A 21,805-nucleotide genomic window follows, 5' to 3' on the forward strand; every position below is an offset into this window, starting at 1 on the left:
AATCACACGAATGATAGTAAGGTGTCAAACTATCAACCGCCGGATAGACTGGGTCTGTGAGTGAAACGAAGGCAGTGCAGCCCGACGCCGTCGATGCCGTGATCGAGGCCTGGCAGCGGGAACGACCGGACCTGGACCTCGACGCGATCGCCGTCGTCGGCCGCCTCGGGCGGGCGGGGCTCCTGCTCGCCCCGGCGCAGGAAGCGGTCTTCACCCGGTTCGGGCTGCAGAAGGGCGAGTTCGACGTCCTCGCCTCGCTCCGCCGCTCCGGCGATCCGTACACGCTGAGGCCGTCACAACTCTCCGAGACGCTGATGCTCACCCGGGCAGGCATGACCAACCGGCTGGACCGGCTGGAGGCGGCCGGGCTCGTCGAGCGCACCCTCGACCCGGCGGACCGGCGCAGCTTCCGCGTCCGGCTCACCGACAAGGGTTATGCCACCGTGGACGACGCGATGACGGCGCACACGGCCAACATCACCCAGCTGCTGTCGGCGCTGAGCGAGGAACAACTCGGCGGACTCGACGAACTGCTGCGGGTCCTGCTGCGGGCCCTGGAAAGTTAGGGTTTCCGCGCGACGATCAGGTCGCGCACGATCGACTGGTCCACCCGGTGCTCGAACTCCCCGAACGGGCCGTCGTCGAGCACTTCGAGGCCTGCGCGGGTCAGGATCGCGGCCAGTTCCTCGCGCTTGGTCACGTAGGTGTTCCAGGAGATGCCGAGCGCGCCGCCGGGCCGCAGCACGCGGGTCCACACCGGAACGGCGGCGGCGAGCAGATCGCTGGGGCTGCGGGAAAGCGTGGCCTCGCGGTGGCTGCCGTGCTGGACGCCGTAGGGCGCGTCGGTGACGATGAGGTCCACGGAGTTCGCGCGCAGCAGCTCGTCGGTGGTGAGCGTGTCGCAGTTGTAGACGGTCAGCCGCCGGGTGTCGCCCGCCTTGTACTGCTCCTTGGTCAGCCCGTACTCGATCTCCAGCCGCCGCCCCAGCCGGACCTTGTTGCGCCGCAACGCACCCGAGTCGGCGGTGTGTTTGATCCGCTTGTTCCGCAGCCAGGTCTTGACGAACAGCTCGTAGGCGTCGAAGTCCTTGCCGTCCACGTCGAACCCGGTGCCGTGGAAGCCGTACATCATCGCCTGGTTCAGCGTGGTTCCCCGGCCGCACAACGGGTCCAGCAGCTCCAGCGGCTCGGTGAACCCGCGGCCCGCGGTGAGCAGGGTGACGTTGAGCAGGAGCTTGGTGAACAGCTCGTTGGTCTTGCCGGGGTACTTCTGGATGGTCAGCAGGTCCGAGTCGAACCGGTCCGCGCGCCGCACCGCCAGCGGGCGCAGCAGGTCACCGGTCACCTCGAACAAGGCGTACAGCGCCGAAAGGTTCGACAGGCAGGCCAGATCCGCCTCGCCCAGCGGAGCTTCGGTGGTGAAGGTGACGTAGCCGACGCCACCGATCTCGGCCTCGGAGATCTCGCTGATCCCGGCGGACAGCGCGGCCGCGCCGAACACGGCCAGCTCGGCGCGGAGCAGCTTCGGGGAGGAGTCGGTGTAGACCCGGTTGGCCGAGGGATACACCAGGATCGCGTACTGGGACATCCGCGACAGCGTAGCTTGCGGGGGTGACCACCTCGCAGCTCGACGTCGATCGCGCCGCGGCCCTGCTCCGGGATGCCGCCGACGTGACCATCCTGTCCCATGTCCGCCCCGACGCCGACACGCTCGGCAGCGCGCTGGCCCTCGGCCGGGTGCTGCACCGCCGCGGTGCCACCGTGCGCGTGTCCTACTCCGGCGGGTCCGCGTTGCCGGACAGCCTGCGCTCGCTCGACCCGGACGGCCTGTACGTGCCCGAGGACCGGCTGCCCGCGGCCGAGCCGCTGCTGGTCACCGTGGACGCGGCCAGCGCGGGCCGGCTGGGTGCGCTGGCGGGCCGGGTGGCGGCCACCCGCGAGGCGGGCGGCGAGGTGCTGGTGATCGACCACCACGCCTCCAACCCCGGCTTCGGCACGCTCAACGTGATCGACGCCCAGGCCGAGGCCACCGTGGTGCTGGTGCTCCAGGTGCTCGACGCGCTGGGGGAGGAGCTGGACGCGGTGACCGCGAGCTGCCTGTACGCCGGGCTGGTCACCGACACCGCGATGTTCCGCCTGGCCAAGCCGGGCACCCACCGGATGGCGGTCCGGCTGCTCGAAGCCGGGGTGGACCCGGCCGTGCTGACCAGGGAAGTGGTCGACGAGCGGCCGTTCGCGGCGCTGGCCATGCTCGGCACGGCGCTCTCGGCCGCGCGGTTCGAGCCGGACGCCGCGCAGGGCCTCGGCCTGGTGCACACCGCGGTCACCGCCGATCTCGCGGCGACCGTGCGGTACGAAGAGGTCGAAGGCGTGATCGACGTGGTGCGCACGGTCGGGGAGGCCGGGGTGGCGATCGTGCTCAAGGAGGTGCCCGGTTCGAGTTCGGAGTGGACGGTGTCGCTGCGCTCGGCGGGCAGGCTGGACGTCTCCGCGGTGGCGGTCTCCCTCGGTGGTGGCGGGCACAAGCTGGCGGCGGGCTGCACCCTGACCGGCAGCGCCGACCAGGTGCTCGAGCAGTTGCGCACCGCGCTCGAAACCGCCCCCCTGCTTTAGGATGTGCGGCGGAGGTTCGTGCACATCGAATACTCCGCTTTCCTGGGCCGCCGAGTGGCCGCTCGGCGGCCCAGGCCGGGGTTTACGGCAGCAGCAAGCCCCAGTAGAGACCCCACGGGACCAGCAGGACCGCGCCGCCGAGCAGCATGCCGAGCCGAATCTTGCCCGCCTCCGACCGGCGCCAGGCCACCGCGGTGAACACCGCCGAGACCAGCGCGCCGACCGCGAGCAGCTGGGTGAGCAGCCAGAGCAGCGGCCTGCCCAGCACCACCGGGCCGACGTCCTGCCCGTTGCTCATCACGACCACCGCCAGGAAGCCGAGGAGGCCGGTGACCGTCAGCAGTCCGGTCGCCGAAGCCCAGCGAGCGGGCACGAGCCCTTCACGGCGGCGTCGCACGAGGGCGGTCAGCGGGTACGCGGCGAACAACACGATCAGCGCGAGCAACGCGACCGCCTGCACCCACAGCGATTCCCACCACGCGAGCGGGGTCAGCGCCGAGGCCGGGCCGTCCTGCGCGGGCGGTGCGTCCGAAGTGGACGGCGGTGCGCCCGCGGCCAGGCCGTGCACCCAGGAGCCGACCAGCTCGGGGTAACCGGGTTCGAGGGCGTCGAGCCGGTCGAACCCGCTCGTGGTCCGGATCAGCGAATGGTGCGCTTCGGGGAAGACGCGCATGGTGTAGCTGGGGTTCGAGGCCAGCGCGCGGGCGTAGATCACGGCCGCTTCCCCCGGCGGGCTCTGCTTGTCCTTGCCACCCCAGATGCCGAGCACCGGCATGCGCAGCTTTTCCAGTGAGGGCACCGGGTCGTAGTCGGCCTCGGGGAACATGCCCGCTTCACTCGCGATCCGGGTCCCGCTGACCGAGACCATGCGCAACACCGGGTCGGAGGTCACGCCCTGGTGCCGCAACCACTGGCGGTAGCTCCACGACTGGGCGCGCACGGGAGTGACCCCGTTCGCACCGACCACCACCAGGAAGGCGGCATCACTGCGCGTGGCCGCCAGCGGCGCCACCCACCCGCCTTCGCTCAGCCCCCACAACCCGGTGCGGGCCGGGTCGGCTTCCGGGCGGGTGCGCAGGTAGGCCACTGCCGCCGCCGCGTCGTCGGCCAGGCCGGAAAAATCCCGGCTGACCGTGGAGTACGCGGTCAGGTCCTTGTCGTAGATGAGTGCGACCAAACCCTGCGCGGCGAAAGCCTCCGCCTCCTTGCGGACCTTTTCCCTGGTCACCCGGCCGGAACCGTGGACGAGGACGATCCCCGGGCGCCGGATGCCATCGGGTGGCGGGCCGACGATCGAGCCGTGGAGGGTTTTGCCGCCGCTGGGGAACGAGATCTGCTCGTTCTGAGCGGCCGGGGCCGCTTGGGCGGTAATGGAGATCAGTGAGAACAAGAAGCCGGATACGGCGAGCAGGATCGCCGTTCGTCTGGTGCGCAGCATGAGGCCGCGGTCCTTCCCTGAGGTTCGTGCACATCGATTTCGGTGAAGGGAGATCCCGTTGCCGCGGGTGGCCGCCCACGGCAGGGGTTTATCGGTGGCTACTCCACGGGTTCCTCCGTTTCCGGGATCGGGAAGGCGACGAAGCGCACCGCCAGTGCCCTGGCTTCCGGCGGGATTTCCTCGGCGGAGCGCCAGTACCGGCGCAGGAGGGCGAGGTAGTCCTCGAAGAAGCGGCCGACTTCGTCGCGCGTGAGGTGGAGGGTGCCGCGGCTGAACGGCAGCGCGTCACCCCAGTCGCCCATCGATTCGCGCTGCTGCTGGAACCGCGCGAAGAGGTCCAGGTCCGCCTGGAACTTCTGGCGGCCGAATTCGTCGACCTGGGCCCGCAGGGCGGGGCTCTGCTCGCTGCGCGGCGGGAAGCGCAGGTCGTGCGGGCGGAGCCGCCACCAGCGCTCCCGTCCGCGCGCGGGCCCCTCGGTCTCCTCGACGTAGCCGTGCTCGGCGAGCCGGCGCAGGTGGTAGCTGGTGGCGCCGCTGTTCTCACCCAGCGCCCTGGCGAGCCGGGTGGCGGTGGCCGGGCCGTGGCGGAGTTCGTTCAGTATCCGCAGCCGTCGCGGGTGGGTCAGGGCCTTGAGCTTGGCCGGGTCGTCGACCTGCTCCGGTTCGGGCGGACTGGACATGAGTGCAAAGGTAACTGTGCACAGTTTCCTGTGCACTCGATCCAGTCCGATCTCCGGGACAACTCAGGGACGACCCCGGGGTCAGGCCGACTGCATCCGCCGGGCCAGCGCGCCCACCCTGGACAGGCGGCGGCGGTTGACGTCGATCACCGTGCCGTCCCCGCTGCCGCCCTGTTCCTTGGCCCGCACCCAGCCGCGGTGCAGCTGGCCGCCGACCTCGACCTCGAGCGCCGAAGTGAAGGACTCGGCGTCGATGCCGTCGTAGCCCTGCCGGACCACGCCCTGGTAGATGACGTCGGACACGGCCAGGAGCAGCGGGTTCGCCGTGCCGCGGAACAACTCCTTCAGCACCGGGGCGTCGAGCAGGCGGAAGGCGATGTCCAGTGCTTCGCCGAAGCAGCCGTTGCGGTCGAAGTGCACCTCGCCCGCGTGCAGCACGGCCCGCATCCGCAGGAGCTGGTCGGCGTGGTCGGCGGCGTGGGCCCGCAGCAGGTCCTCGAGCACCGGCACCACCGCGGAGAGGAAGACCGGGCGCGGGACCTCGTCCACCGGGCGGACCAGCACCAGCACGCTGTCGCCCCGGTCGATCCAGGGTTCGTGGTGGTCCTCGGCGATGCCCGCCTGCCGCAGGCTCTGCTCGACCATGTCGTACATGGCCGCCCGCAGGCCGGCCTTCCTCGTGTTGTTCTGCTTGGTCGACCCCTCGATGTCGACGGCGAAGATGACCCGGGTCACCGGCGGCCCCGGGTCCAGGGTGTTCACCGCGTCCTGCCTGGTGCAGGTGCGCTTTCGCCGATTCCCAGCATGAAGATCGGTCTCCTTCCGGACGCCCCCGACGCCCATCCCCTTACGACACCGGAATTACTTGACTGGCCGGGAGCACGGCGACGGCGGTACCGTGAGAGACCGCGGTGCGACTCCTGCCTGCTGGCCGTGGGTGGTGGTCCTTCTCCGCCGGGGCGGCCCCTGTGCCAGCAGGAGCCGCCCCCTCTTCTCAGCTCATCCGTCTTCTCCCAGTCGTCCGAGCAGCTCGTCGAGGAACACCTGCGTGTCGTCCTCGGAGAGCGCCTTGTCACGTAGTTCGGTGAAGAACTTCGAGTACCGTGCGGTCTGCTCGTTCGGCTCGTCGACGAGCACGGCCCCGTCCGGCGTTTCCAGCATCATCGCGTAGTCGTCCTGCTCCTCGGACAGTTCGAGCACGATGAACGAGCCGACCATCGCGGAACTGGGCCCGGCGCTGAAGGGCATCACCTGGATGTGCATCTGCTTGTACGCGGACAGCTCCATCAGCTGCCGCACCTGGCCCACCATCACTTCGCTGTCGCCGACCTGCCGCAGCAGCGCCGACTCGTCGATGATGTAGGACAGCTCGGGCCCGCCGGAACGGAGCAGTTCTTCCCGGCGTCGCATCCGGACCTCGACGCCGCGCTCGATCCGGGACTCCTGCGACCCGTAGGCGCGCATGATCGCGGCGGCGTACTCGGGTGTTTGCAGGGTGCCGGGCACGATCAGTCCCTGGAACTGCCTGATCCGGATGGCCGAAGACTCCAGGCCGATGAAGTTGATGAACTGCTGGGGGTAGACATCGCGGTACTGGTGCCACCAAGCGGGCTTCTTGCCCGCCTTCACCATGTCGACGAGTTGGTCCACCCGCTCGCGTTCGGTGATGTCGTAGTGCAGCAGCAGGGCTTTGAGGTCGGTGACCGAAATGCCGACCGTGCCCTTTTCGATCCGGATGAGCTTCGACGGTGACCAGTCGAGAGCATCCGCGACGTCGCGCTGGGTATACCCCTTGCTGTCGCGTTCCTGCCGCAGCACAGTTCGCAGCTTTCTGAGCTGGCCTACGGGGGAATCCGCCCTCGTCATGTATCCGTCCTCCTGGTGGTCGGTTGGCCACCTGCCACATAGCAGATGGTATCAGTCACACTGCCTGCCAGCGAAGGGCCGAGCGCAGAAAGATGGATGTCGATTTGATGGAACGCGGTCGGCCAGCTGGCGCGGCCATTTTGGCCTAGTCCACCCAGGTGAGGACGAGCGGGGGTGCGGTGAAACGCCGCGTTCACCTCATCCGGTGACGCTCGAGGAAGAGATCAAGAGCCCTTCCGGACGCTGGTCAAAAAGGCGACCCATCCCGCATCGGAGAAGTTCAGGCGGGGGCCGCCGCGATCCTTGGAATCCCGGACCAGCACCACCTGGTCATCGAAGGCGATTTCGACGCACTTGTCGGGGTCGGAGCCACTGGCGGAGCTCTTGATCCAGCGAAGGCCGGACGAATCGACTTCGACCACGCGTGGGTTGCCCACGTGTCCTCCCCTGGGGTTGCGCATGACGGGACCCGACCACATTTCAGCTTATGGGTGGTAACTGAGCGTTTACTACCGCCGACAGAGCTAGGTCCGGGCGAGCGACCGGGGGATTGTCGGTACGGATAGTTAGGCTCAGCAAGTGCCTGATTCCGTCACTGCTCGGGTATCCGCCAAACGGGTGCTCGGACTGGCCCTCCCCGCACTGGGCGTGCTGGCCGCCGAACCGCTCTACGTCCTGGTCGACACCGCCGTGGTGGGCCATCTCGGGGCCCTGCCGCTGGCCGGGCTCGCGCTCGGTGGTGTGCTCCTGTCGCAGGTGTCCACCCAGCTGACCTTCCTGTCCTACGGGACCACCTCGCGCACCGCCCGGCTGCACGGCGCGGGCCGTCGCGAGGAGGCGGTGCGTGAAGGCGTGCAGGCGACCTGGGTGGCCATCGGGGTCGGGCTGCTGCTGGTGCTGGCCGGTCAGCTGCTCGCCGCGCCGGTCGCGCGCGGGCTGGCCGGGGACGCCGAGATCGCCGGTGAGGCGGTGGCGTGGCTGCGGATCGCGTTGTTCGGCGCGCCGCTGATCCTGATCACCATGGCGGGCAACGGCTGGATGCGCGGCGTGCAGGAGGCCAAGCGCCCGCTCTGGTACGTGCTCGCGGGCAACGGGATCTCCGCGGTGCTGTGCCCGGTGCTGGTCTACGGCGCGGGGTGGGGGCTCGAAGGCTCGGCCGTGGCGAACGTGGTGGCGCAGGTCATCTCGGCGGCGTTGTTCATCCGCGCGTTGATCAAGGAGCGCGTCCCGCTGAAGCCGGAGTTCGGCGTGATGCGGGCGCAGCTCGTGCTGGGCCGGGACCTGGTGCTGCGCAGTTTCGCGTTCCAGGTGTGCTTCGTCTCCGCGGCCGCGGTCGCCGCGCGCACCTCGACCGAGGCGGTCGGCGCGCACCAGGTCGTCTTGCAACTGTGGACCTTCCTGGCGCTGGTGCTGGACTCGGTGGCGATCGCGGCGCAGTCCCTGGTCGGCGCGGCGCTCGGTGCGGGACGACAACGGGAGGCGCGGGGGATCGCCACGCAGATCACCCGGTACGGCCTGGTCTTCGGGTGCGCGTTGTGCGTGGTGTTCGCCGCGGTGTCGCAGGTGCTGCCCAGGGTGTTCACTTCGGACGCCGGGGTGCTCGCGGAGATCCCGAACGCGTGGTGGTTCTTCGTGGCGCTGCAACCGATCGCGGGGGTGGTGTTCGCGCTCGACGGCGTGCTGCTCGGTGCCGGTGACGCCGCGTTCCTGCGCACGGCCACGCTGCTCAGCGCGGCGGCCGGGTTCCTGCCGCTGATCTGGCTGTCGCTGGCGTTCGGCTGGGGACTGGCCGGCATCTGGACCGGGCTCTCGTTGTTCATGGTGTTCCGGCTCGTCACCGTGCTGGTGCGCTGGCGCTCGGGCAACTGGGCCGTGGTCGGGGCCGTGCGCGTGGCGTGAAAACCGCGTGTGGCGAAGGCCACCTCGGTAACGGGTATGTTTCGGCGTTGCTTAGGCGATACAACGAATGGGGCGGCAGCGGCGGCGTCCTCGTGCCCCGTACTCGCCGACCGCCCAGGAGGACCCTTGCCTGCCCCCACCACCGGACGTGCCACCCGCCGGTCGTGGTTCATCTGGCTGACCGCCGCCGCGGTCTACCTGCTCGCCGTGTTCCACCGCACCTCGTTCGGCGTCGCCGGGCTGGAGGCCGCCGAGCGCTTCGGCGTGGGCGCGGCCGCGCTCGGCACGTTCACCGTGCTCCAGGTCGGCGTCTACGCCGCCATGCAGATCCCCACCGGCGTGCTGGTCGACCGCTTCGGCCCGCGCAAGGTGCTCAGCTTCGCCCTGCTGTTCCTCGGCCTTGGCCAGGTCCTGCTCGCCGTGGCCACCTCCTACCCGCTGGGCCTGCTCGCCCGCGCGGTCCTCGGCTTCGGCGACGCGCTCACCTTCGTCAGCGTGCTCCGGCTGATCGCCGCGCACTTCCCCGGCAGGCAGTACTCCGTGGTCACCTCGTTCACCACGGCCATCGGCTACCTCGGCAACCTGGCCGCCACCGTGCCGCTGACCTTCCTGCTCGCCGGCCCCGGCTGGACGCCCACCTTCCTCGGCGCCGGGCTGGTCACCGTGGTCTACGCGGTCGTCGCCATCTGGCGGATCAGGGACAACCCGGTCACCCCGCCGGTCACCGTCGCGCCACCCGGCCGCCGCGTGCTCGCCGGGCGTGTGCTCGAAGCCTGGCGCACCCCCGGCACCCGCCTCGGTTTCTGGGTCCACTTCGCCACCATGTTCGGCGCCAACGTGCTGTCGATGCTGTGGGGCGTGCCGTTCCTGGTCGACCAGGGCATGAGCCAGGCGGGCGCGAGCGCCATGCTGACCGTGTTCGTGTTCACCTCGATGTTCGGCGGCCCGGTGGTGGGCAACCTGATCGGGCGGCGCCCGGCGGTCCGGATGCCGCTGGTGGTCGGCTTCCTCGCCGGGGCGGTGCTGATCTGGGCGGTGCTGCTGGCGTGGCCGGGCTCGGTCCCGGCACCGGTGCTGGCGCCGGCGTTCGCCTTCTTCGCCCTCGGCGGGCCCGCCTCGATGATCGGGTTCGCGCTGGCCCGCGACTACAACCCGCTCAGCCGCGTCGGCACCGCGACCGGCGTGGTCAACGTCGGCGGGTTCGTCGCCACCACGATCGCCGCGCTCAGCGTCGGCGTGCTGCTGGAACTGACCGGCGGCAACTTCCGGATCGCGCTGCTGTCCATCGTGGCGGTGCTGCTGGTGGGCAGTTTCCGCACACTGGTCTGGTGGCGCCGGGCGCGGGCGGAACTGTTCGCCGCGCAGGCCCGTGGTGAGCAGGTCCCGGTGCAGGTGCGGCGTCGCCGCTGGGACGCGCCGGAGAGGCAGCCCGCCGCAGCCGCCGCGTAGCGCCCAAAATAGGGTTTCGCGCGTGTCTCGCCAGCAACAGCCGCGCCGCCCAGCCCCGCCCCCAGGTCTCCTGATCGTCGACAAGCCCGCGGGCATGACGTCGCACGACGTGGTCGCCCGTGCCCGCCGGATCATGGGCACCCGCAAGGTCGGCCACGCCGGCACCCTGGACCCGATGGCCACCGGGGTGCTGGTGCTCGGCATCGAACGCGCCACCAAACTGCTCGGGCACCTCGCGCTCGACCGCAAGACCTACCTGGCCACCATCGCGCTCGGCGCGTCGACGACCACCGACGACGCGGAGGGCGAGGAGCTCACCGCCGCCGAACCCGCCGCGGTCGAGGCCGTCACCGACGACGCCATCGCGGCCGGGATCGCCGTGCTCACCGGGGAAATCCAGCAGCGGCCCAGTGCGGTCAGCGCGGTCAAAGTGGACGGCAAGCGGGCCTACGCGCGGGTGCGCGCGGGGGAGGAGGTCGAACTGGCCGCCCGCCCGGTGACCGTCTACCGGTTCGACCTGCTGGCCACCCGGCGCTCGCCGGGGCGCATCGAACTCGACGTGGTGGTCGAATGTTCTTCCGGCACCTACGTCCGCGCACTGGCCAGGGATCTCGGCGCCGCGCTCGGCGTCGGCGGGCACCTCGCCGCGTTGCGCCGCACCACGGTCGGCCCGTTCACCCTCGCCGCCGCGCGCTCGCTCGAAGTGCTCGAGGACCGTCCGGAGTTGTCGTTCGACCTGGACAAGGCGGTCGCCACCGCGTTCCCGCGCCGGGACGTCGACGGTGCCACCGCGCGGGCGCTGCGGCACGGCCAGCGCATCCCGGCCGTCGGGCTCGGCGGCACCTACGGGGTGTTCGACCCGGACGGGCACGCGCTCGCGCTCGCCGCGGACGAGGGATCCGTGGCCCGCGCGGTGGTTGTCCTGCTCCCCGCATAGGGTTGGGGCCGTGCAGCGTTGGCGTGGTTTGGCGGATCTTCCTGGCAGCTGGGGCCGGTGTGTCATCACCATCGGGGTGTTCGACGGAGTACACCGTGGACACCAGGCCCTGATCAGGAGAACGGTGGAGGCGGCGCGGTCGCGCGACCTCCCGAGCGTGGTGCTCACCTTCGACCCGCACCCGTCGGAGGTGATCCGGCCCGGCAGCCACCCCGCGCAGCTGACCACGCTGCGGCGCAAGGCGGAGCTGGTCGAGGAACTCGGCGTGGACGTGTTCTGCGTGCTGCCGTTCACCCCGGAGCTCTCGCGGCTGACCGCGCACGAGTTCGTGCACGAGGTGCTGGTCGACCAGTTGCACGTGGCCGCGGTGATCGTCGGCGAGAACTTCACCTTCGGCAACAAGGCCGCCGGTGACGTCGCGCTGCTGCGCACCCTCGGCCGCCGCTTCGGCTTCGCCGCCCAGGGCGCCGAACTCCAGGGGCAGGCGCTCGGCCCGGTCGAGGACCCAGGGAGCACGCCGGAGAGCGAGATCACCTTCTCCTCCACCTACGTCCGCTCGTGCATCGACGCGGGTGACGTGCAGGCCGCGGCCGAAGCGCTGGGCCGCCCGCACCGGGTCGAGGGGATCGTGGTCCGGGGCGCCGGCCGCGGCAAGGACCTCGGGTTCCCGACGGCCAACCTGTCCACCCCGCGCTTCGCGGCGATCCCGGCCGACGGGGTCTACAGCTGCTGGTTCACCCGCTCGACCGAGCCGGGCAAACGCCTGCGCGCCGCGGTCTCGGTGGGCACGAACCCGACGTTCTCCGGGCGCGAGCGCACGGTCGAGGCGTACGTGCTCGACGTGGAGGAGGACTTCTACGGGCACGACGTGGCACTCGACTTCGTGCTCAAGCTCCGCGACCAGATCCGCTACGACTCGCTGGAGCCGCTCATCCGGCAGATGGAGGCGGACGTGGTCCGCACCAGAGAGGTGCTCGCCGGGTAATCTCGGCTTTTCCGGACCGTGGGGGCGTCCGGGCCTGCGATGATGTGCGCACCACCGGGCGAGGTTGGACAGGGGAGAAGGGCTGACGTGGAGGATCACAAGATCGTCCAGCGCAACATCGCGCTGCAGCGCGAGTGGTACGGGGAGCCGTTGGGGGATCGGGTCCGCAGGCTGGTGGTGGCCTTCGACATCTCGCAGGCGTTCCTGGCCGAGGTGCTCGGGATCAGCGCGCCGATGCTGAGCCAGGTGATGAGCGGGCGGCGGGCGAAGATCGGCAACCCGGTGGTGCTGGCCAGGATGATCATGCTGGAGCGCAAGATCCTCAGCCCGGACGTGGCCGCGGGCAACCCGGCCGCGATGCGGGCCGCGCTGGAGGACGTGCGGGACTCGCGCCCGACGGTCGGCCGCGACAGCTTCCCGGTCGGTGCGGTGCCCGAGGACAGCACGGTGCTGTTCGCGCTGCGGGAGGTCGCCGAGGACGCCGAACTGGCCGAGGCCGCCGACCGGCTCGACGAGGACTTCCCGGCCATCGCGGACCTGCTGCGCAAGGCGTCGAAGGGCGCCTGAGTTGCTGATCTTCTCCGCGCTGGTGCCGCCACCGGTGGTGCTCCGCTCGGCGGAGGCCGCGCTGCACGGCCGGTGGATCGACGGTTTCCGCTGGTCACCGGTGTCCAATTGGCACATCACGCTCGGCTTCTTCGGTGAGGACTCGATCAGCGAGCGCGTGGATTGGCTGCGCGACCGGCTCGCCGGACGGCCTCCGGTCCACCTGCGACTGTCCGCTGCGGACACGTTCCCGAAGGTGCTGTGGCTGGGCGTGGAAAGCGAGGACCTCGCCGACCTGGCGAAGGCGGCGGGAGCCGACCTCGACGAGCGGCCGTACCGCCCGCACCTGACCCTCGCGCGGTTCCCCGCCGAGCGGTCCGCCGAGGCGCGGGCGCTCGTCGATCACCTGGCCGGGTACACCAGTCCCGCGTGGACGGCGGCCGAGGTGGTGCTGATGAAGAGCACGGCCGGGGCGTATTCGCAGGTGGCGCGGTTCGCGCTGGACGGCGGTTCGGGCGGCTGACGGCCCGGCTGGTAGCCTTGACAGTTGGGTCCGGCTGCAGTCCGTGGCGGCCGAGACCGGCTCACCCGGCGTGATGGTTCGTCCGGGCCGCACGGCACTGATCCAAGGAGAACACAGCGTGGCGCTGTCCACCGAAGAAAAGAAGTCGATCCTTTCCGAGTACGGCGTGCACGACTCGGACACCGGATCCCCCGAGGCCCAGGTGGCCCTGCTGACCAAGCGGATCGTCGGCCTCACCGAACACCTGAAGCAGCACAAGCACGACCACCACTCCCGCCGCGGCCTGCTCCTGCTGGTCGGGCGCCGCCGCCGGTTGCTCAACTACGTGGCGAAGGTGGACATCGAGCGGTACCGGTCGCTGATCCAGCGACTCGGCCTCCGCCGATAGCGAGCTGACGAGGGGGAGTGACCGGCTCGGTCACTCCCCCTCGCCACAACAGGAGGGACACGACTGGACCGGACCGGACCGTATCCGGCCGGTGACGGCGTGTTTCTGATAGACAACACAAGGGCGCAAGCGACGCGCGCGAGGGCATGTCCGCCGGTCCTCGGTAGTGGTTCCCGGGCATCGATCCCGGGGACTTCGATCGAAGACCGGCCTCGTTCCTCGAGCGTCCCCCGGATGGGGTCCCAGGGTGGGAGATCGCCCAGCCCGAGACGAACGAGGAGAACAATTACATGACCGACGTGAGCGGCACCGCCGTGCACGAGACCGAAGCCGTGATCGACAACGGCCGCTTCGGCACCCGCACGGTCCGCTTCGAGACCGGCCGCCTGGCCCGCCAGGCCGCCGGTTCCGTCGTCGCGTACCTGGACGACGAAACCATGCTGCTGTCGGCGACCACGGCGTCGAAGCACCCGAAGGAGCACTTCGACTTCTTCCCGCTGACCGTGGACGTCGAGGAGCGGATGTACGCCGCGGGCCGCATCCCGGGCGCCTTCTTCCGCCGCGAGGGCCGTCCCTCCACCGACGCCATCCTGACCTGCCGCCTGATCGACCGGCCGCTGCGCCCGTCGTTCACCGACGGCCTGCGCAACGAGATCCAGATCGTCATCACCGTGCAGAGCCTCAACCCCGAGGACCCGTACGACGTGCTGGCGATCAACGCCGCCTCGGCGTCGACGCAGATCTCCGGCCTGCCGTTCTCGGGCCCGATCGGCGGCGTCCGCGTGGCGCTGGTCGAGGACCAGTGGGTCGCCTTCCCGACCTGGAAGCAGCTGGAAAAGGCCACCTTCAACATGGTGGTCGCCGGGCGCATCGTCGGCGATGACGTGGCGATCATGATGGTCGAGGCCGAGGCCACCGAGAACACCCTCGAGCTGGTCGCCGCCGGTGCCAAGGCGCCGAACGAGCAGGTCGTGGCCGAGGGCCTGGAAGCCGCGAAGCCGTTCATCCGCGTGCTCTGCGAGGCTCAGCAGGAGCTGGCCAAGGTGGCCGCCAAGCCGGTCGCCGACTTCCCGGTGTTCCTGGCCTACGAGACCGACGCCTACGAGGCGGTCGCCGCGGCGGCCACCGAGGACCTGACCAAGGCGCTGGCCATCGCCGGCAAGCAGGACCGCGACAACGCCACCGACGAGGTCAAGGCCGCCGTGCTGGCCAAGGTCGGTATCGGCGAGGGCGAGGCCTTCGAGGGCCGCGAGAAGGAGATCGGCGCCGCGTTCCGGTCGCTGACCAAGCAGCTGATCCGCCAGCGCATCCTGCGTGACAAGGTCCGCATCGACGGCCGCGGCCTGACCGACATCCGGTCGCTGGGCGCCGAGGTCTCGGTGATCCCGCGGGCGCACGGCTCGGCGCTGTTCGAGCGCGGCGAGACCCAGATCCTGGGTGTCACCACGCTGAACATGCTCCGCATGGAGCAGCAGATCGACTCGCTGTCGCCGGAGACCCACAAGCGGTACCTGCACCACTACAACTTCCCGCCGTTCTCCACCGGCGAGACCGGCCGCGTCGGTTCGCCGAAGCGGCGCGAGATCGGCCACGGCGCGCTCGCCGAGCGCGCGCTGGTGCCGGTGCTGCCGAAGCGGGACGAGTTCCCCTACGCGATCCGCCAGGTCTCCGAGGCGCTGGGCTCCAACGGCTCCACCTCGATGGGCTCGGTCTGCGCCTCGACCATGGGCCTGCTCAACGCCGGTGTGCCGCTGAAGGCGCCGGTCGCGGGCATCGCCATGGGCCTGGTCTCCGACGAGGTCGACGGCGAGACCCGCTACGTCGCGCTGACCGACATCCTCGGTGCCGAGGACGCCTTCGGTGACATGGACTTCAAGGTCGCGGGCACCAAGGAGATCGTCACCGCGCTGCAGCTGGACACCAAGCTCGACGGCATCCCGTCCGAGGTGCTGGCCGGTGCGCTGAACCAGGCCAAGGACGCGCGGCTGACCATCCTCGAGGTGATCGCCGAGGCGATCGACGGCCCCGACGAGATGAGCCCGTACGCCCCGCGCGTGACCAGCGTGAAGATCCCGGTCGACAAGATCGGCGAGGTCATCGGCCCGAAGGGCAAGATGATCAACTCGATCACCGAGGAGACCGGCGCCGACATCTCCATCGAGGACGACGGCACGATCTACGTGGGCGCGGCCGACGGCCCGTCGGCGGAAGCGGCGATCGACAAGATCAACGCCATCGCCAACCCGCAGCTGCCCAAGGTCGGGGAGCGCTTCCTCGGCACCGTGGTGAAGACCGCCGCCTTCGGCGCCTTCGTCTCGCTGCTGCCGGGCAAGGACGGCCTGGTGCACATCTCCAAGCTGGGCAACGGCAAGCGCATCGGCAAGGTCGAGGACGTGGTCAACGTCGGCGACAAGCTGCGCGTGGAGATCGCGGACATCGACAACCGCGGCAAGATCAGCCTGGTGCTGGTGCAGGAAGAGGAGGCGGCCGCGCCGGCCGCCACCGACGCCCCGGCCGAAACGGCCGACGCCACCCAGTAGTAGTTCAAACGCTATGAGTGGGGCATTACTTGCGTTCATTGCAAGTAATGCCCCACTCATAGCATTCGGAGGAAGAAAGAACCCATGGCGTCCAAGACTCCTGGTTACGCCCAGCCCGCCGGGACGACCCGGCTGCTCGACTCGACGCCCGACGGCGCGGTGGTCAAGCGCACGGTGCTGGCCGGCGGGCTCCGGGTGATCACCGAGCACGTGCCGGCTTCCCGCTCGGCCACGGTCGGGCTGTGGGTCGGCGTCGGTTCGCGGGACGAGCCGCTGACGGTCGCCGGGGCCGCGCACTACCTGGAGCACCTGCTGTTCAAGGGCACCGCGAACCGCGACGCCAAGCAGATCGCCGAGGAGATCGACGCGGTCGGCGGGGAGTTCAACGCGTTCACCGCCAAGGAGCACACCTGCTACTACGCGCAGGTGCTCGACGAGGACCTGCCGCTGGCCGTGGACCTGGTGACCGACGTGGTCTTCGAGGCGCTCTGCACGGATGCCGACGTGGACACCGAACGCAGCGTGGTGCTCGAAGAGATCGCCATGCGCGACGACGACGCCGAGGACCTGCTGCACGAGACCTTCGTCGGCGCGATCCTCGGTGACCACCCGCTCGGACGGCCGGTGCTGGGCACCGAGGCGTCGATCGCCGGGATGTCGCCCAGCGCGCTGCGCGGGTTCTACAAGCGCCGCTACACGCTCCCGCGGATGGTGCTGGCGGTGGCCGGCAACGTCGACCACACCCAGGTGCTCCGCCTGGTGCGCAAGGCTCTGCGCGACCGTCTGTCCGGTTCGGACACTCCGGTGCCGCCGCGCCGGGGGCGGGCGCGGCTGTCCGCGGCCTCGAAACTGGCGCTGCACACCGACGACACCGAGCAGGCCCACGTGATGCTCGGCCTGCGCGCGCTCACCCGGCACGACGAGCGCCGCTTCACCCTGTCCGTGCTCAACGCCGCGCTCGGCGGCGGCATGAGTTCGCGGCTGTTCCAGGAGATCCGGGAACGCCGCGGGCTGGCGTACCAGGTGTACTCGTCGGTGGCGAGCTACGCCGACACCGGGCACCTGGCCGTCTACGCCGGGTGCCAGCCGGAGAAGCTGGGCGAGGTGACCGGGGTGATCCGCGAGGTGCTCGCCGACGTCGCCCGTGACGGGCTCACCGAAGCCGAGGTGGCCAGGGCCAAGGGCCAGCTGCGCGGTGCGATGGTGCTCGGCCTGGAGGACTCGGCCTCGCGCATGTCGCGCATCGGCAAGGGTGAGCTGAACTACAGCGAGTACCTCGGTGTGACCGAAACCATCGACCGGATCGACGCGGTCACCGCCGAAGACACCGCCGCGCTGGCGAAAGCCCTGCTCAGGGCGCCGGGCCGGGCGGTGGGGGTGTCCGCGGCCGCGGTGGTCGGGCCGTACGCTCACGCCGACGACCTTCCCGACGATCTGCACGAGGTGATCGCATCATGAGCATCCGGGTGGCGGTACTGGGCGCGCGCGGGCGCATGGGCGCGCAGGCGGTCGGCGCCGTCGAGGGCGCGGCCGACCTCGAGCTGGTCGCCGCGATCGACGCCGGTGACCGGCTGCTCGACGTGGTGGACAACGGCGCCGACGTGCTGATCGACTTCACCCACCCGGACTCGGTGATGGGCAACCTGGAGTTCGCCGTGGAGCACGGCGTGCACGCGGTCGTCGGCACCACCGGGATGACCGAGGAGCGGCTGGCCACGCTGTCCGGCTGGCTGTCGACCAAGCCGGAACTGGGTGTGCTGATCGCGCCGAACTTCGCCCTCGGCGCGGTGCTGGCGATGCGGTTCGCCGAGCAGGCCGCGCGGTTCTACGCCTCGGCCGAGGTCATCGAGCTGCACCACAACCGCAAGGCCGACGCGCCTTCGGGCACCGCGGGGCACACCGCGCGCCTGATCGCGAAGGCTCGCGCGGACGCCGGTCTCGAGCCGGGCCCCGACGCCACCACCACCGAGCTGGACGGCGCGCGCGGCGCGCTGGTCGGCGACGTGCGCGTGCACTCGGTGCGCCTGCCCGGACTGGTCGCGCACGAGGAGATCATGTTCGGCGCCGAGGGGGAGACCCTCACCATCCGCCACGACTCGATGGACCGCTCCTCGTTCATGCCGGGCGTGCTGCTCGGTGTGCGATCGATCACCAAACGGCCCGGGCTGACCGTCGGCCTGGAGAACGTGCTGGAGCTGTAGCCGGTGAAGGCCCGCAACTTCGCGCTGCTGCTGACCGCGGCGCTGGTGCTCTACGTGGTACTGCTCGCCGGGCGCGCGATCGCGTTGTTCCGGACCGGCGAGACGGTGCCGGTGATCTTCGGTATCGGGGTGTCCCTGCTGCCGGTGCTCGGCGTGTGGATCGTCGTGACCACCTGGCGGTCCGGGGTCCGCGTCCAGCAGCTCGCACGGCGGCTCGACCGCGAAGGCGGGCTGCCGGACGTCTCCGACCTGCCGCGCCGCCCGTCCGGCCGGGTGGACCGCGACGCCGCCGACGCGTGGTTCGACGAGCGGCGGGCCGAGCTGGACGCCGATCCGGAGAACTGGCGGCACTGGTACCGGCTGGCGCACGCCTACGACATGGCCGGTGACCGGCGGCGGGCACGCGAGACCATGCGCAAGGCGGTCGAGCTGGAAGCCGCCGACAGGTCCGAGGCCTAGAGGTGCAGCCAGCCCGCGAACATCGCGGGTGAGGCGGCCAGCAGGCTGAACCGGGCGAACCGGCCGGCCAGCCCGGCGCCGAGGAACAACGACATCGGCATCCGCACCAGCCCGGCCAGCACCGTGGTGGCCATGAACGGCGGCAGGCCGACCACCGCGCTGACGCCGTAGGTGCCGGTCATCCACGCGGGGTGGCGGTGGCAGCGTTCACGCAGGGCCTCCAGCCAGGCGCGCACGCGTTTGGTGCGCAGCTCCCAGCGGGCGCGGCGCGGGGTCATCGGGCGTTCGCGGTGCAGCCGGTCGTGCAGGAACTTCGGCAGCTTGATCGAGCCCTTGGCGGCCAGGTAGTAGAGGAGCTTGCCGGCGATCTGGCCGACCGCCACCGCCGCGCCGATGGCCAGCCAGTGCACGCCGGGCTCGCTGCTGGCCAGGCCGATGACGAAGACCTCGACGCTGATCAGCGGCACGATGGCCGAGCCGAACGCGACGCCGAGCGTCACGCAGAGCCAGCCGATCATCAAACCTCCAGTGGGATCCCCGATCCAACGTAGCAGTGCTCTCGGTGGACGCACTGGGGCTGGCACCAGGGTTCAGGTTCCCCGAAGATCACCTGATCGTCGTATTCCGGACACCTGCCGCTGGCAGGGTGGCGTCGTGGCCGTCGCCGAGAACACCGCCGCCGACCGGTTCAGCGACCTGTGCGCGGCGGTCACCGAACGCCTGCCCTTCGGCCTGTCGCGGCTGGTGCCGCCGACGTTCCTCGGCTTCTGCGTGATCAACGGCTTCACCTTCGGCGTGGATCTGCTCCTGCTCACCCTCTTGCACGGACAACTCGGCCTTCCGGTTCCGGCGGCGATCACGCTGGCCTACGTGGTGGCGTTCGGGCTGAGTTTCGTGCTGAACCGGGCGTTCAACTTCCGCTCGCACGCACCGGTGGGCCGTCAGGCGGTGCTGTACGCGGTCGCGGTGGCGATCAACTACTTCGCGTTCATCCTCGGCGTGGGCAGCGGGCTGGTGGAGCTGGGGGTGCAGTACCACCTGTCGCGGCTGATCGCGGGCGCCTGCGAGGGCGTGTTCATGTACAGCGTGATGCGCTGGGTGGTGTTCAGGCGGTCAGCTCTAGGTCGAGCGGACCGGTGAGGCGCAGTTCGCGGATGGTCTTCTCGCCGGTGTCCAGCGTGCGGACGGTGCCGTCGGGGTGCCAGCCGGCCCGCTTGTAGAAGCCGAGCGAGGCGGCGTCGGACTGGGCGACCCAGGCGATCCCGCGTCCGGCCCCGGCTTCGCGCAGGGCGCGGGCCGCGTAGCCGATCAGGCGGCCGCCGTGCCCGCGACGGCCCCACCGCGGCTCGACCAGCAGCGTGGCGATCAACCCGACGCGGTCGGCGTCCTCGGGCAGCTCACCGGCCGCGGACTCGACCTCGTCGTGCGGTGCCTGCCCGGCGACGCAGTAGCCGACGGTGAACTCGCCTTCGACGGCGACGAGCACGGTGGTGCCGGGGTGCTCGACGGCCGCGGCCCAGTGCTGTTCGGTCTCCGGCGCGTCCAGCGCGGCCAGCGCCTGCTCACCGAGGAATTCCGCGTACGCGAGCCGCCAGGTCTCCCGCTGGATCCGGGTTATCTCGGCGACGTCGCTGGCGGTGGCCGCGCGGACCTGGGCCTGGCTCATGGGGGCAACCTATCGGCCCGCCCGCGGCGGAATTGTCGGTGGGTCCTGGCACCATGGCGCCATCATGCAGACGGTGAGTGATTCGGTGGCCAGGCGCACGGCGCTGGCCGCGCAGGGGTTCGCGGATCCGCGGCCGGGCGGGGAGCCCACGCGGCGGCATCTGCAGCGGGTGTTGTCGCGGGTGCAGCTGCTCCAGCTGGACTCGGTGAACGTGGCGGTCCGGGCGCACTACGCGCCGTTGTTCGCGCGGCTCGGCGGCTACGACCCTTCGCTGGTCGACGACGCGGCGTGGACGCACTCCGCGCGGCGGCCGCGGTTGCTGGTGGAGAGCTGGGCGCACGAGGCGAGCCTGGTGCCGGTGGAGGACTGGCCCCTGCTGCGGTCCGGGGCGAAGCGGATGGGCTGGTGGCGGGGGTACGAGAAGCTGCTCGAACGCTCGCCGACGCTGGCCGAGGACGTGCTGGCGGTGGTCAAGGAACACGGCCCGATCGGCGCCGGGGCGATCGAACGCGAGCTGGCCGGGGGGCAGGCCCGGCGGCAGGGCGCGTGGTGGGACCGGTCGGAGGTCAAGCGGATCTGCGAGTGGCTCTTCGGCATGGGGCAGCTGTCGACGGGCACGCGGCGCAGCTTCGAGCGGCTGTACGACCTGACCGAGCGGGTGATCCCGCCGGAGATCCTGGCGACCACGGTCGACAAGGAGGAGGCGGCGCGGCAGCTGATCGGGAAGTCGGCCACCGCGCTGGGCATCGCCACCGAAACCGACCTGCGGGACTACTACCGCCTGGGCCCGGACGTCGCGCGGCAGGCGGTGGCCGAACTGGTGGAGGCGGGCGAACTGGAGCCGGTGCGGGTCCGGAGCTGGAAGGCCCAGGCGTACCGGCACGCCGGCGCGCGCACCCCGAGGTCCATCACAGGGCGGGCGCTGCTGTGCCCGTTCGACCCGCTGATCTGGGAACGTGCCCGGACCGAGCGGATGTTCGGGTTCCGCTACCGCATCGAAATCTACGTCCCGGAGCCGAAGCGGGAGTACGGCTACTACGTCTTCCCGTTCCTGCTGGACGGTGAACTGGTGGCGCGGGTGGATCTGAAAGCCGACCGGGCGGCCGGGGTGCTGCGGGTGCAGAGCGCCTTCGCCGAACCCGACGTGGACCACGCGCGGGTCGTGCCCGAACTGGCCGCCGAACTCCTGCAGATGGCCGAATGGCTCGGCCTGTCCGGCGCCACCGCCACCCCCCGAGGCAACCTGGGCCCCGCCCTCACCACCCACCTCCCCTAAACCCAACGTGGCCCTGACCCGCCCGAGTGTGTAACTCGGCTGCCCGAACGCGCGACTCGCCCGCCCGAGTGTGTAACTCGGCTTCCTGAACGTGCGGTTCGGCTTCCTGAACGTGGGACTCGCGCCCGGCCGAGTTCCACACTCGTGCACCCGAATCGCACGTTGGTGCAGCTGAGTTCAACGTTCAGGCACCCGAACCCCACACTCGCGTAGCTGAGCCACACACTCGTGCAGGCGAGTTCTACGTTGGTGCAGCCGAGTTCCACACTCGGGCAGGCGAGTTCTGCGTTCGGGTAGGCGAGTTTGTGGTCGGGTAGGCGGGTTTTGCGTTCGGGGGTG

General features: G+C 70.6%; 23 protein-coding genes. 15 read left to right on the forward strand and 8 right to left on the reverse strand.

Translation table 11 applies throughout. The features are described from left to right. Nucleotides 1-56 precede the first annotated feature (56 nt). A complete protein-coding gene (locus JOM49_RS17195) occupies nt 57-566 on the forward strand; it encodes a MarR family winged helix-turn-helix transcriptional regulator (RefSeq protein ID WP_209665287.1) in 510 nt (169 codons plus the stop codon). Here JOM49_RS17195 and JOM49_RS17200 read toward each other — a convergent pair. Then, nucleotides 563-1,588, reverse strand: a complete 1,026-nt coding sequence (locus JOM49_RS17200) for a TRM11 family SAM-dependent methyltransferase (RefSeq protein ID WP_209665288.1) — start codon at nt 1,586-1,588, stop codon at nt 563-565. The two genes, JOM49_RS17195 and JOM49_RS17200, sit on opposite strands and share 4 nt — an antisense overlap. A gap of 23 nt (nt 1,589-1,611) precedes the next feature. On the opposite strand from JOM49_RS17200, the gene JOM49_RS17205 reads away from it, so the two are divergent. Then, the gene (locus JOM49_RS17205; RefSeq protein WP_209665289.1) at nt 1,612-2,613 is read left to right on the forward strand and encodes a DHH family phosphoesterase; all 1,002 of its coding nucleotides are present in this window, start codon (nt 1,612-1,614) and stop codon (nt 2,611-2,613) included. Between the two features lie 82 nt (nt 2,614-2,695). Here the strand turns inward: JOM49_RS17205 and JOM49_RS17210 are convergent, their stop codons facing one another. The 5 genes from JOM49_RS17210 to JOM49_RS17230 form a co-directional block, all read right to left on the reverse strand. Continuing rightward, nucleotides 2,696-4,051: an alpha/beta hydrolase family protein gene (locus JOM49_RS17210; RefSeq protein WP_209665290.1), complete on the reverse strand. Its 1,356-nt coding sequence runs from the start codon at nt 4,049-4,051 to the stop codon at nt 2,696-2,698. 98 nt (nt 4,052-4,149) lie between these two features. Continuing rightward, entirely contained in the window at nt 4,150-4,731 is a 582-nt protein-coding gene (locus JOM49_RS17215) for an ArsR/SmtB family transcription factor (protein ID WP_209665291.1), read from the reverse strand. An 81-nt stretch (nt 4,732-4,812) separates the two neighbouring features. After that, the gene (locus JOM49_RS17220) at nt 4,813-5,493 is read right to left on the reverse strand and encodes a hypothetical protein (protein ID WP_209665292.1); all 681 of its coding nucleotides are present in this window, start codon (nt 5,491-5,493) and stop codon (nt 4,813-4,815) included. 237 nt (nt 5,494-5,730) lie between these two features. Continuing rightward, entirely contained in the window at nt 5,731-6,549 is an 819-nt protein-coding gene (locus JOM49_RS17225) for a helix-turn-helix domain-containing protein (protein WP_209665293.1), read from the reverse strand. A gap of 272 nt (nt 6,550-6,821) precedes the next feature. Then, the gene (locus tag JOM49_RS17230; RefSeq protein ID WP_308158772.1) at nt 6,822-7,034 is read right to left on the reverse strand and encodes a DUF397 domain-containing protein; all 213 of its coding nucleotides are present in this window, start codon (nt 7,032-7,034) and stop codon (nt 6,822-6,824) included. A gap of 142 nt (nt 7,035-7,176) precedes the next feature. On the opposite strand from JOM49_RS17230, the gene JOM49_RS17235 reads away from it, so the two are divergent. From JOM49_RS17235 to JOM49_RS17285, 11 genes are all read left to right on the forward strand, one after another. Then, the gene (locus tag JOM49_RS17235) at nt 7,177-8,496 is read left to right on the forward strand and encodes an MATE family efflux transporter (RefSeq protein ID WP_209665295.1); all 1,320 of its coding nucleotides are present in this window, start codon (nt 7,177-7,179) and stop codon (nt 8,494-8,496) included. Nucleotides 8,497-8,622: 126 nt separating this feature from the next. Beyond that, on the forward strand, nt 8,623-9,945 hold the full coding sequence (locus JOM49_RS17240; RefSeq protein ID WP_245369356.1) for an MFS transporter: 1,323 nt from the start codon (nt 8,623-8,625) through the stop codon (nt 9,943-9,945). 22 nt (nt 9,946-9,967) lie between these two features. Next, a complete protein-coding gene (truB, locus tag JOM49_RS17245; protein WP_209665296.1) occupies nt 9,968-10,882 on the forward strand; it encodes a tRNA pseudouridine(55) synthase TruB in 915 nt (304 codons plus the stop codon). 10 nt (nt 10,883-10,892) lie between these two features. Then, entirely contained in the window at nt 10,893-11,867 is a 975-nt protein-coding gene (locus JOM49_RS17250) for a bifunctional riboflavin kinase/FAD synthetase (RefSeq protein WP_209665297.1), read from the forward strand. 87 nt (nt 11,868-11,954) lie between these two features. After that, complete coding sequence (locus JOM49_RS17255) at nt 11,955-12,434, forward strand: helix-turn-helix transcriptional regulator (protein WP_209665298.1); 480 nt, start codon at nt 11,955-11,957, stop codon at nt 12,432-12,434. A gap of 1 nt (nt 12,435) precedes the next feature. Then, nucleotides 12,436-12,936, forward strand: coding sequence for an RNA 2',3'-cyclic phosphodiesterase (thpR, locus tag JOM49_RS17260; RefSeq protein ID WP_209665299.1), 501 nt, complete (start codon nt 12,436-12,438; stop codon nt 12,934-12,936). Nucleotides 12,937-13,054: 118 nt separating this feature from the next. Then, nucleotides 13,055-13,324: a 30S ribosomal protein S15 gene (rpsO, locus tag JOM49_RS17265; RefSeq protein WP_209665300.1), complete on the forward strand. Its 270-nt coding sequence runs from the start codon at nt 13,055-13,057 to the stop codon at nt 13,322-13,324. 290 nt (nt 13,325-13,614) lie between these two features. After that, the gene (locus JOM49_RS17270) at nt 13,615-15,864 is read left to right on the forward strand and encodes a polyribonucleotide nucleotidyltransferase (RefSeq protein ID WP_209665301.1); all 2,250 of its coding nucleotides are present in this window, start codon (nt 13,615-13,617) and stop codon (nt 15,862-15,864) included. An 84-nt stretch (nt 15,865-15,948) separates the two neighbouring features. After that, entirely contained in the window at nt 15,949-17,322 is a 1,374-nt protein-coding gene (locus tag JOM49_RS17275; RefSeq protein ID WP_209665302.1) for a M16 family metallopeptidase, read from the forward strand. Then, the gene (dapB, locus tag JOM49_RS17280; protein ID WP_209665303.1) at nt 17,319-18,065 is read left to right on the forward strand and encodes a 4-hydroxy-tetrahydrodipicolinate reductase; all 747 of its coding nucleotides are present in this window, start codon (nt 17,319-17,321) and stop codon (nt 18,063-18,065) included. The genes JOM49_RS17275 and dapB overlap by 4 nt, the downstream gene beginning before the upstream one ends. 3 nt (nt 18,066-18,068) lie before the next feature. Continuing rightward, nucleotides 18,069-18,524 carry a tetratricopeptide repeat protein gene (locus tag JOM49_RS17285; RefSeq protein WP_209665304.1) on the forward strand — a complete coding sequence of 152 codons (456 nt, stop codon included), beginning with the start codon at nt 18,069-18,071 and terminating at the stop codon, nt 18,522-18,524. Here the strand turns inward: JOM49_RS17285 and JOM49_RS17290 are convergent. Next, nucleotides 18,521-19,042 carry a YqaA family protein gene (locus JOM49_RS17290; protein WP_209665305.1) on the reverse strand — a complete coding sequence of 174 codons (522 nt, stop codon included), beginning with the start codon at nt 19,040-19,042 and terminating at the stop codon, nt 18,521-18,523. The two genes, JOM49_RS17285 and JOM49_RS17290, sit on opposite strands and share 4 nt — an antisense overlap. Before the next feature lie 136 nt (nt 19,043-19,178). Between JOM49_RS17290 and JOM49_RS43015 the strand changes: the two genes are divergently transcribed. Beyond that, nucleotides 19,179-19,664: a GtrA family protein gene (locus JOM49_RS43015; protein WP_308158773.1), complete on the forward strand. Its 486-nt coding sequence runs from the start codon at nt 19,179-19,181 to the stop codon at nt 19,662-19,664. On the opposite strand, the gene JOM49_RS17300 is transcribed toward JOM49_RS43015, so the two are convergent. Next, nucleotides 19,630-20,190 (reverse strand): GNAT family N-acetyltransferase, encoded by a 561-nt coding sequence (locus tag JOM49_RS17300; RefSeq protein ID WP_209665307.1) that lies wholly within the window; start codon nt 20,188-20,190, stop codon nt 19,630-19,632. The genes JOM49_RS43015 and JOM49_RS17300 overlap by 35 nt on opposite strands. A 64-nt stretch (nt 20,191-20,254) precedes the next feature. Here JOM49_RS17300 and JOM49_RS17305 point away from each other — a divergent pair, with 64 nt between their 5' ends. After that, nucleotides 20,255-21,466: a winged helix-turn-helix domain-containing protein gene (locus tag JOM49_RS17305; RefSeq protein ID WP_209665308.1), complete on the forward strand. Its 1,212-nt coding sequence runs from the start codon at nt 20,255-20,257 to the stop codon at nt 21,464-21,466. The last annotated feature ends 339 nt before the right edge of the window (nt 21,467-21,805 follow it).

The sequence above is a fragment of the Amycolatopsis magusensis genome, from assembly GCF_017875555.1.
GTDB classification, from domain to species: domain Bacteria; phylum Actinomycetota; class Actinomycetes; order Mycobacteriales; family Pseudonocardiaceae; genus Amycolatopsis; species Amycolatopsis magusensis.

What these genes read in the sequence shown, in the direction of transcription:
- JOM49_RS17200 (WP_209665288.1), bottom strand. Translation starts at nt 1,588, where the DNA reads ATGTCCCAGTACGCGATCCTGGTGTATCCCTCGGCCAACCGGGTCTAC.
- JOM49_RS17210 (WP_209665290.1), bottom strand. Translation starts at nt 4,051, where the DNA reads ATGCTGCGCACCAGACGAACGGCGATCCTGCTCGCCGTATCCGGCTTC.
- JOM49_RS17215 (WP_209665291.1), bottom strand. Translation starts at nt 4,731, where the DNA reads ATGTCCAGTCCGCCCGAACCGGAGCAGGTCGACGACCCGGCCAAGCTC.
- JOM49_RS17270 (WP_209665301.1), top strand. Translation starts at nt 13,615, where the DNA reads ATGACCGACGTGAGCGGCACCGCCGTGCACGAGACCGAAGCCGTGATC.
- JOM49_RS17275 (WP_209665302.1), top strand. Translation starts at nt 15,949, where the DNA reads ATGGCGTCCAAGACTCCTGGTTACGCCCAGCCCGCCGGGACGACCCGG.
- dapB (WP_209665303.1), top strand. Translation starts at nt 17,319, where the DNA reads ATGAGCATCCGGGTGGCGGTACTGGGCGCGCGCGGGCGCATGGGCGCG.
- JOM49_RS17290 (WP_209665305.1), bottom strand. Translation starts at nt 19,042, where the DNA reads ATGATCGGCTGGCTCTGCGTGACGCTCGGCGTCGCGTTCGGCTCGGCC.
- JOM49_RS17300 (WP_209665307.1), bottom strand. Translation starts at nt 20,190, where the DNA reads ATGAGCCAGGCCCAGGTCCGCGCGGCCACCGCCAGCGACGTCGCCGAG.
- JOM49_RS17305 (WP_209665308.1), top strand. Translation starts at nt 20,255, where the DNA reads ATGCAGACGGTGAGTGATTCGGTGGCCAGGCGCACGGCGCTGGCCGCG.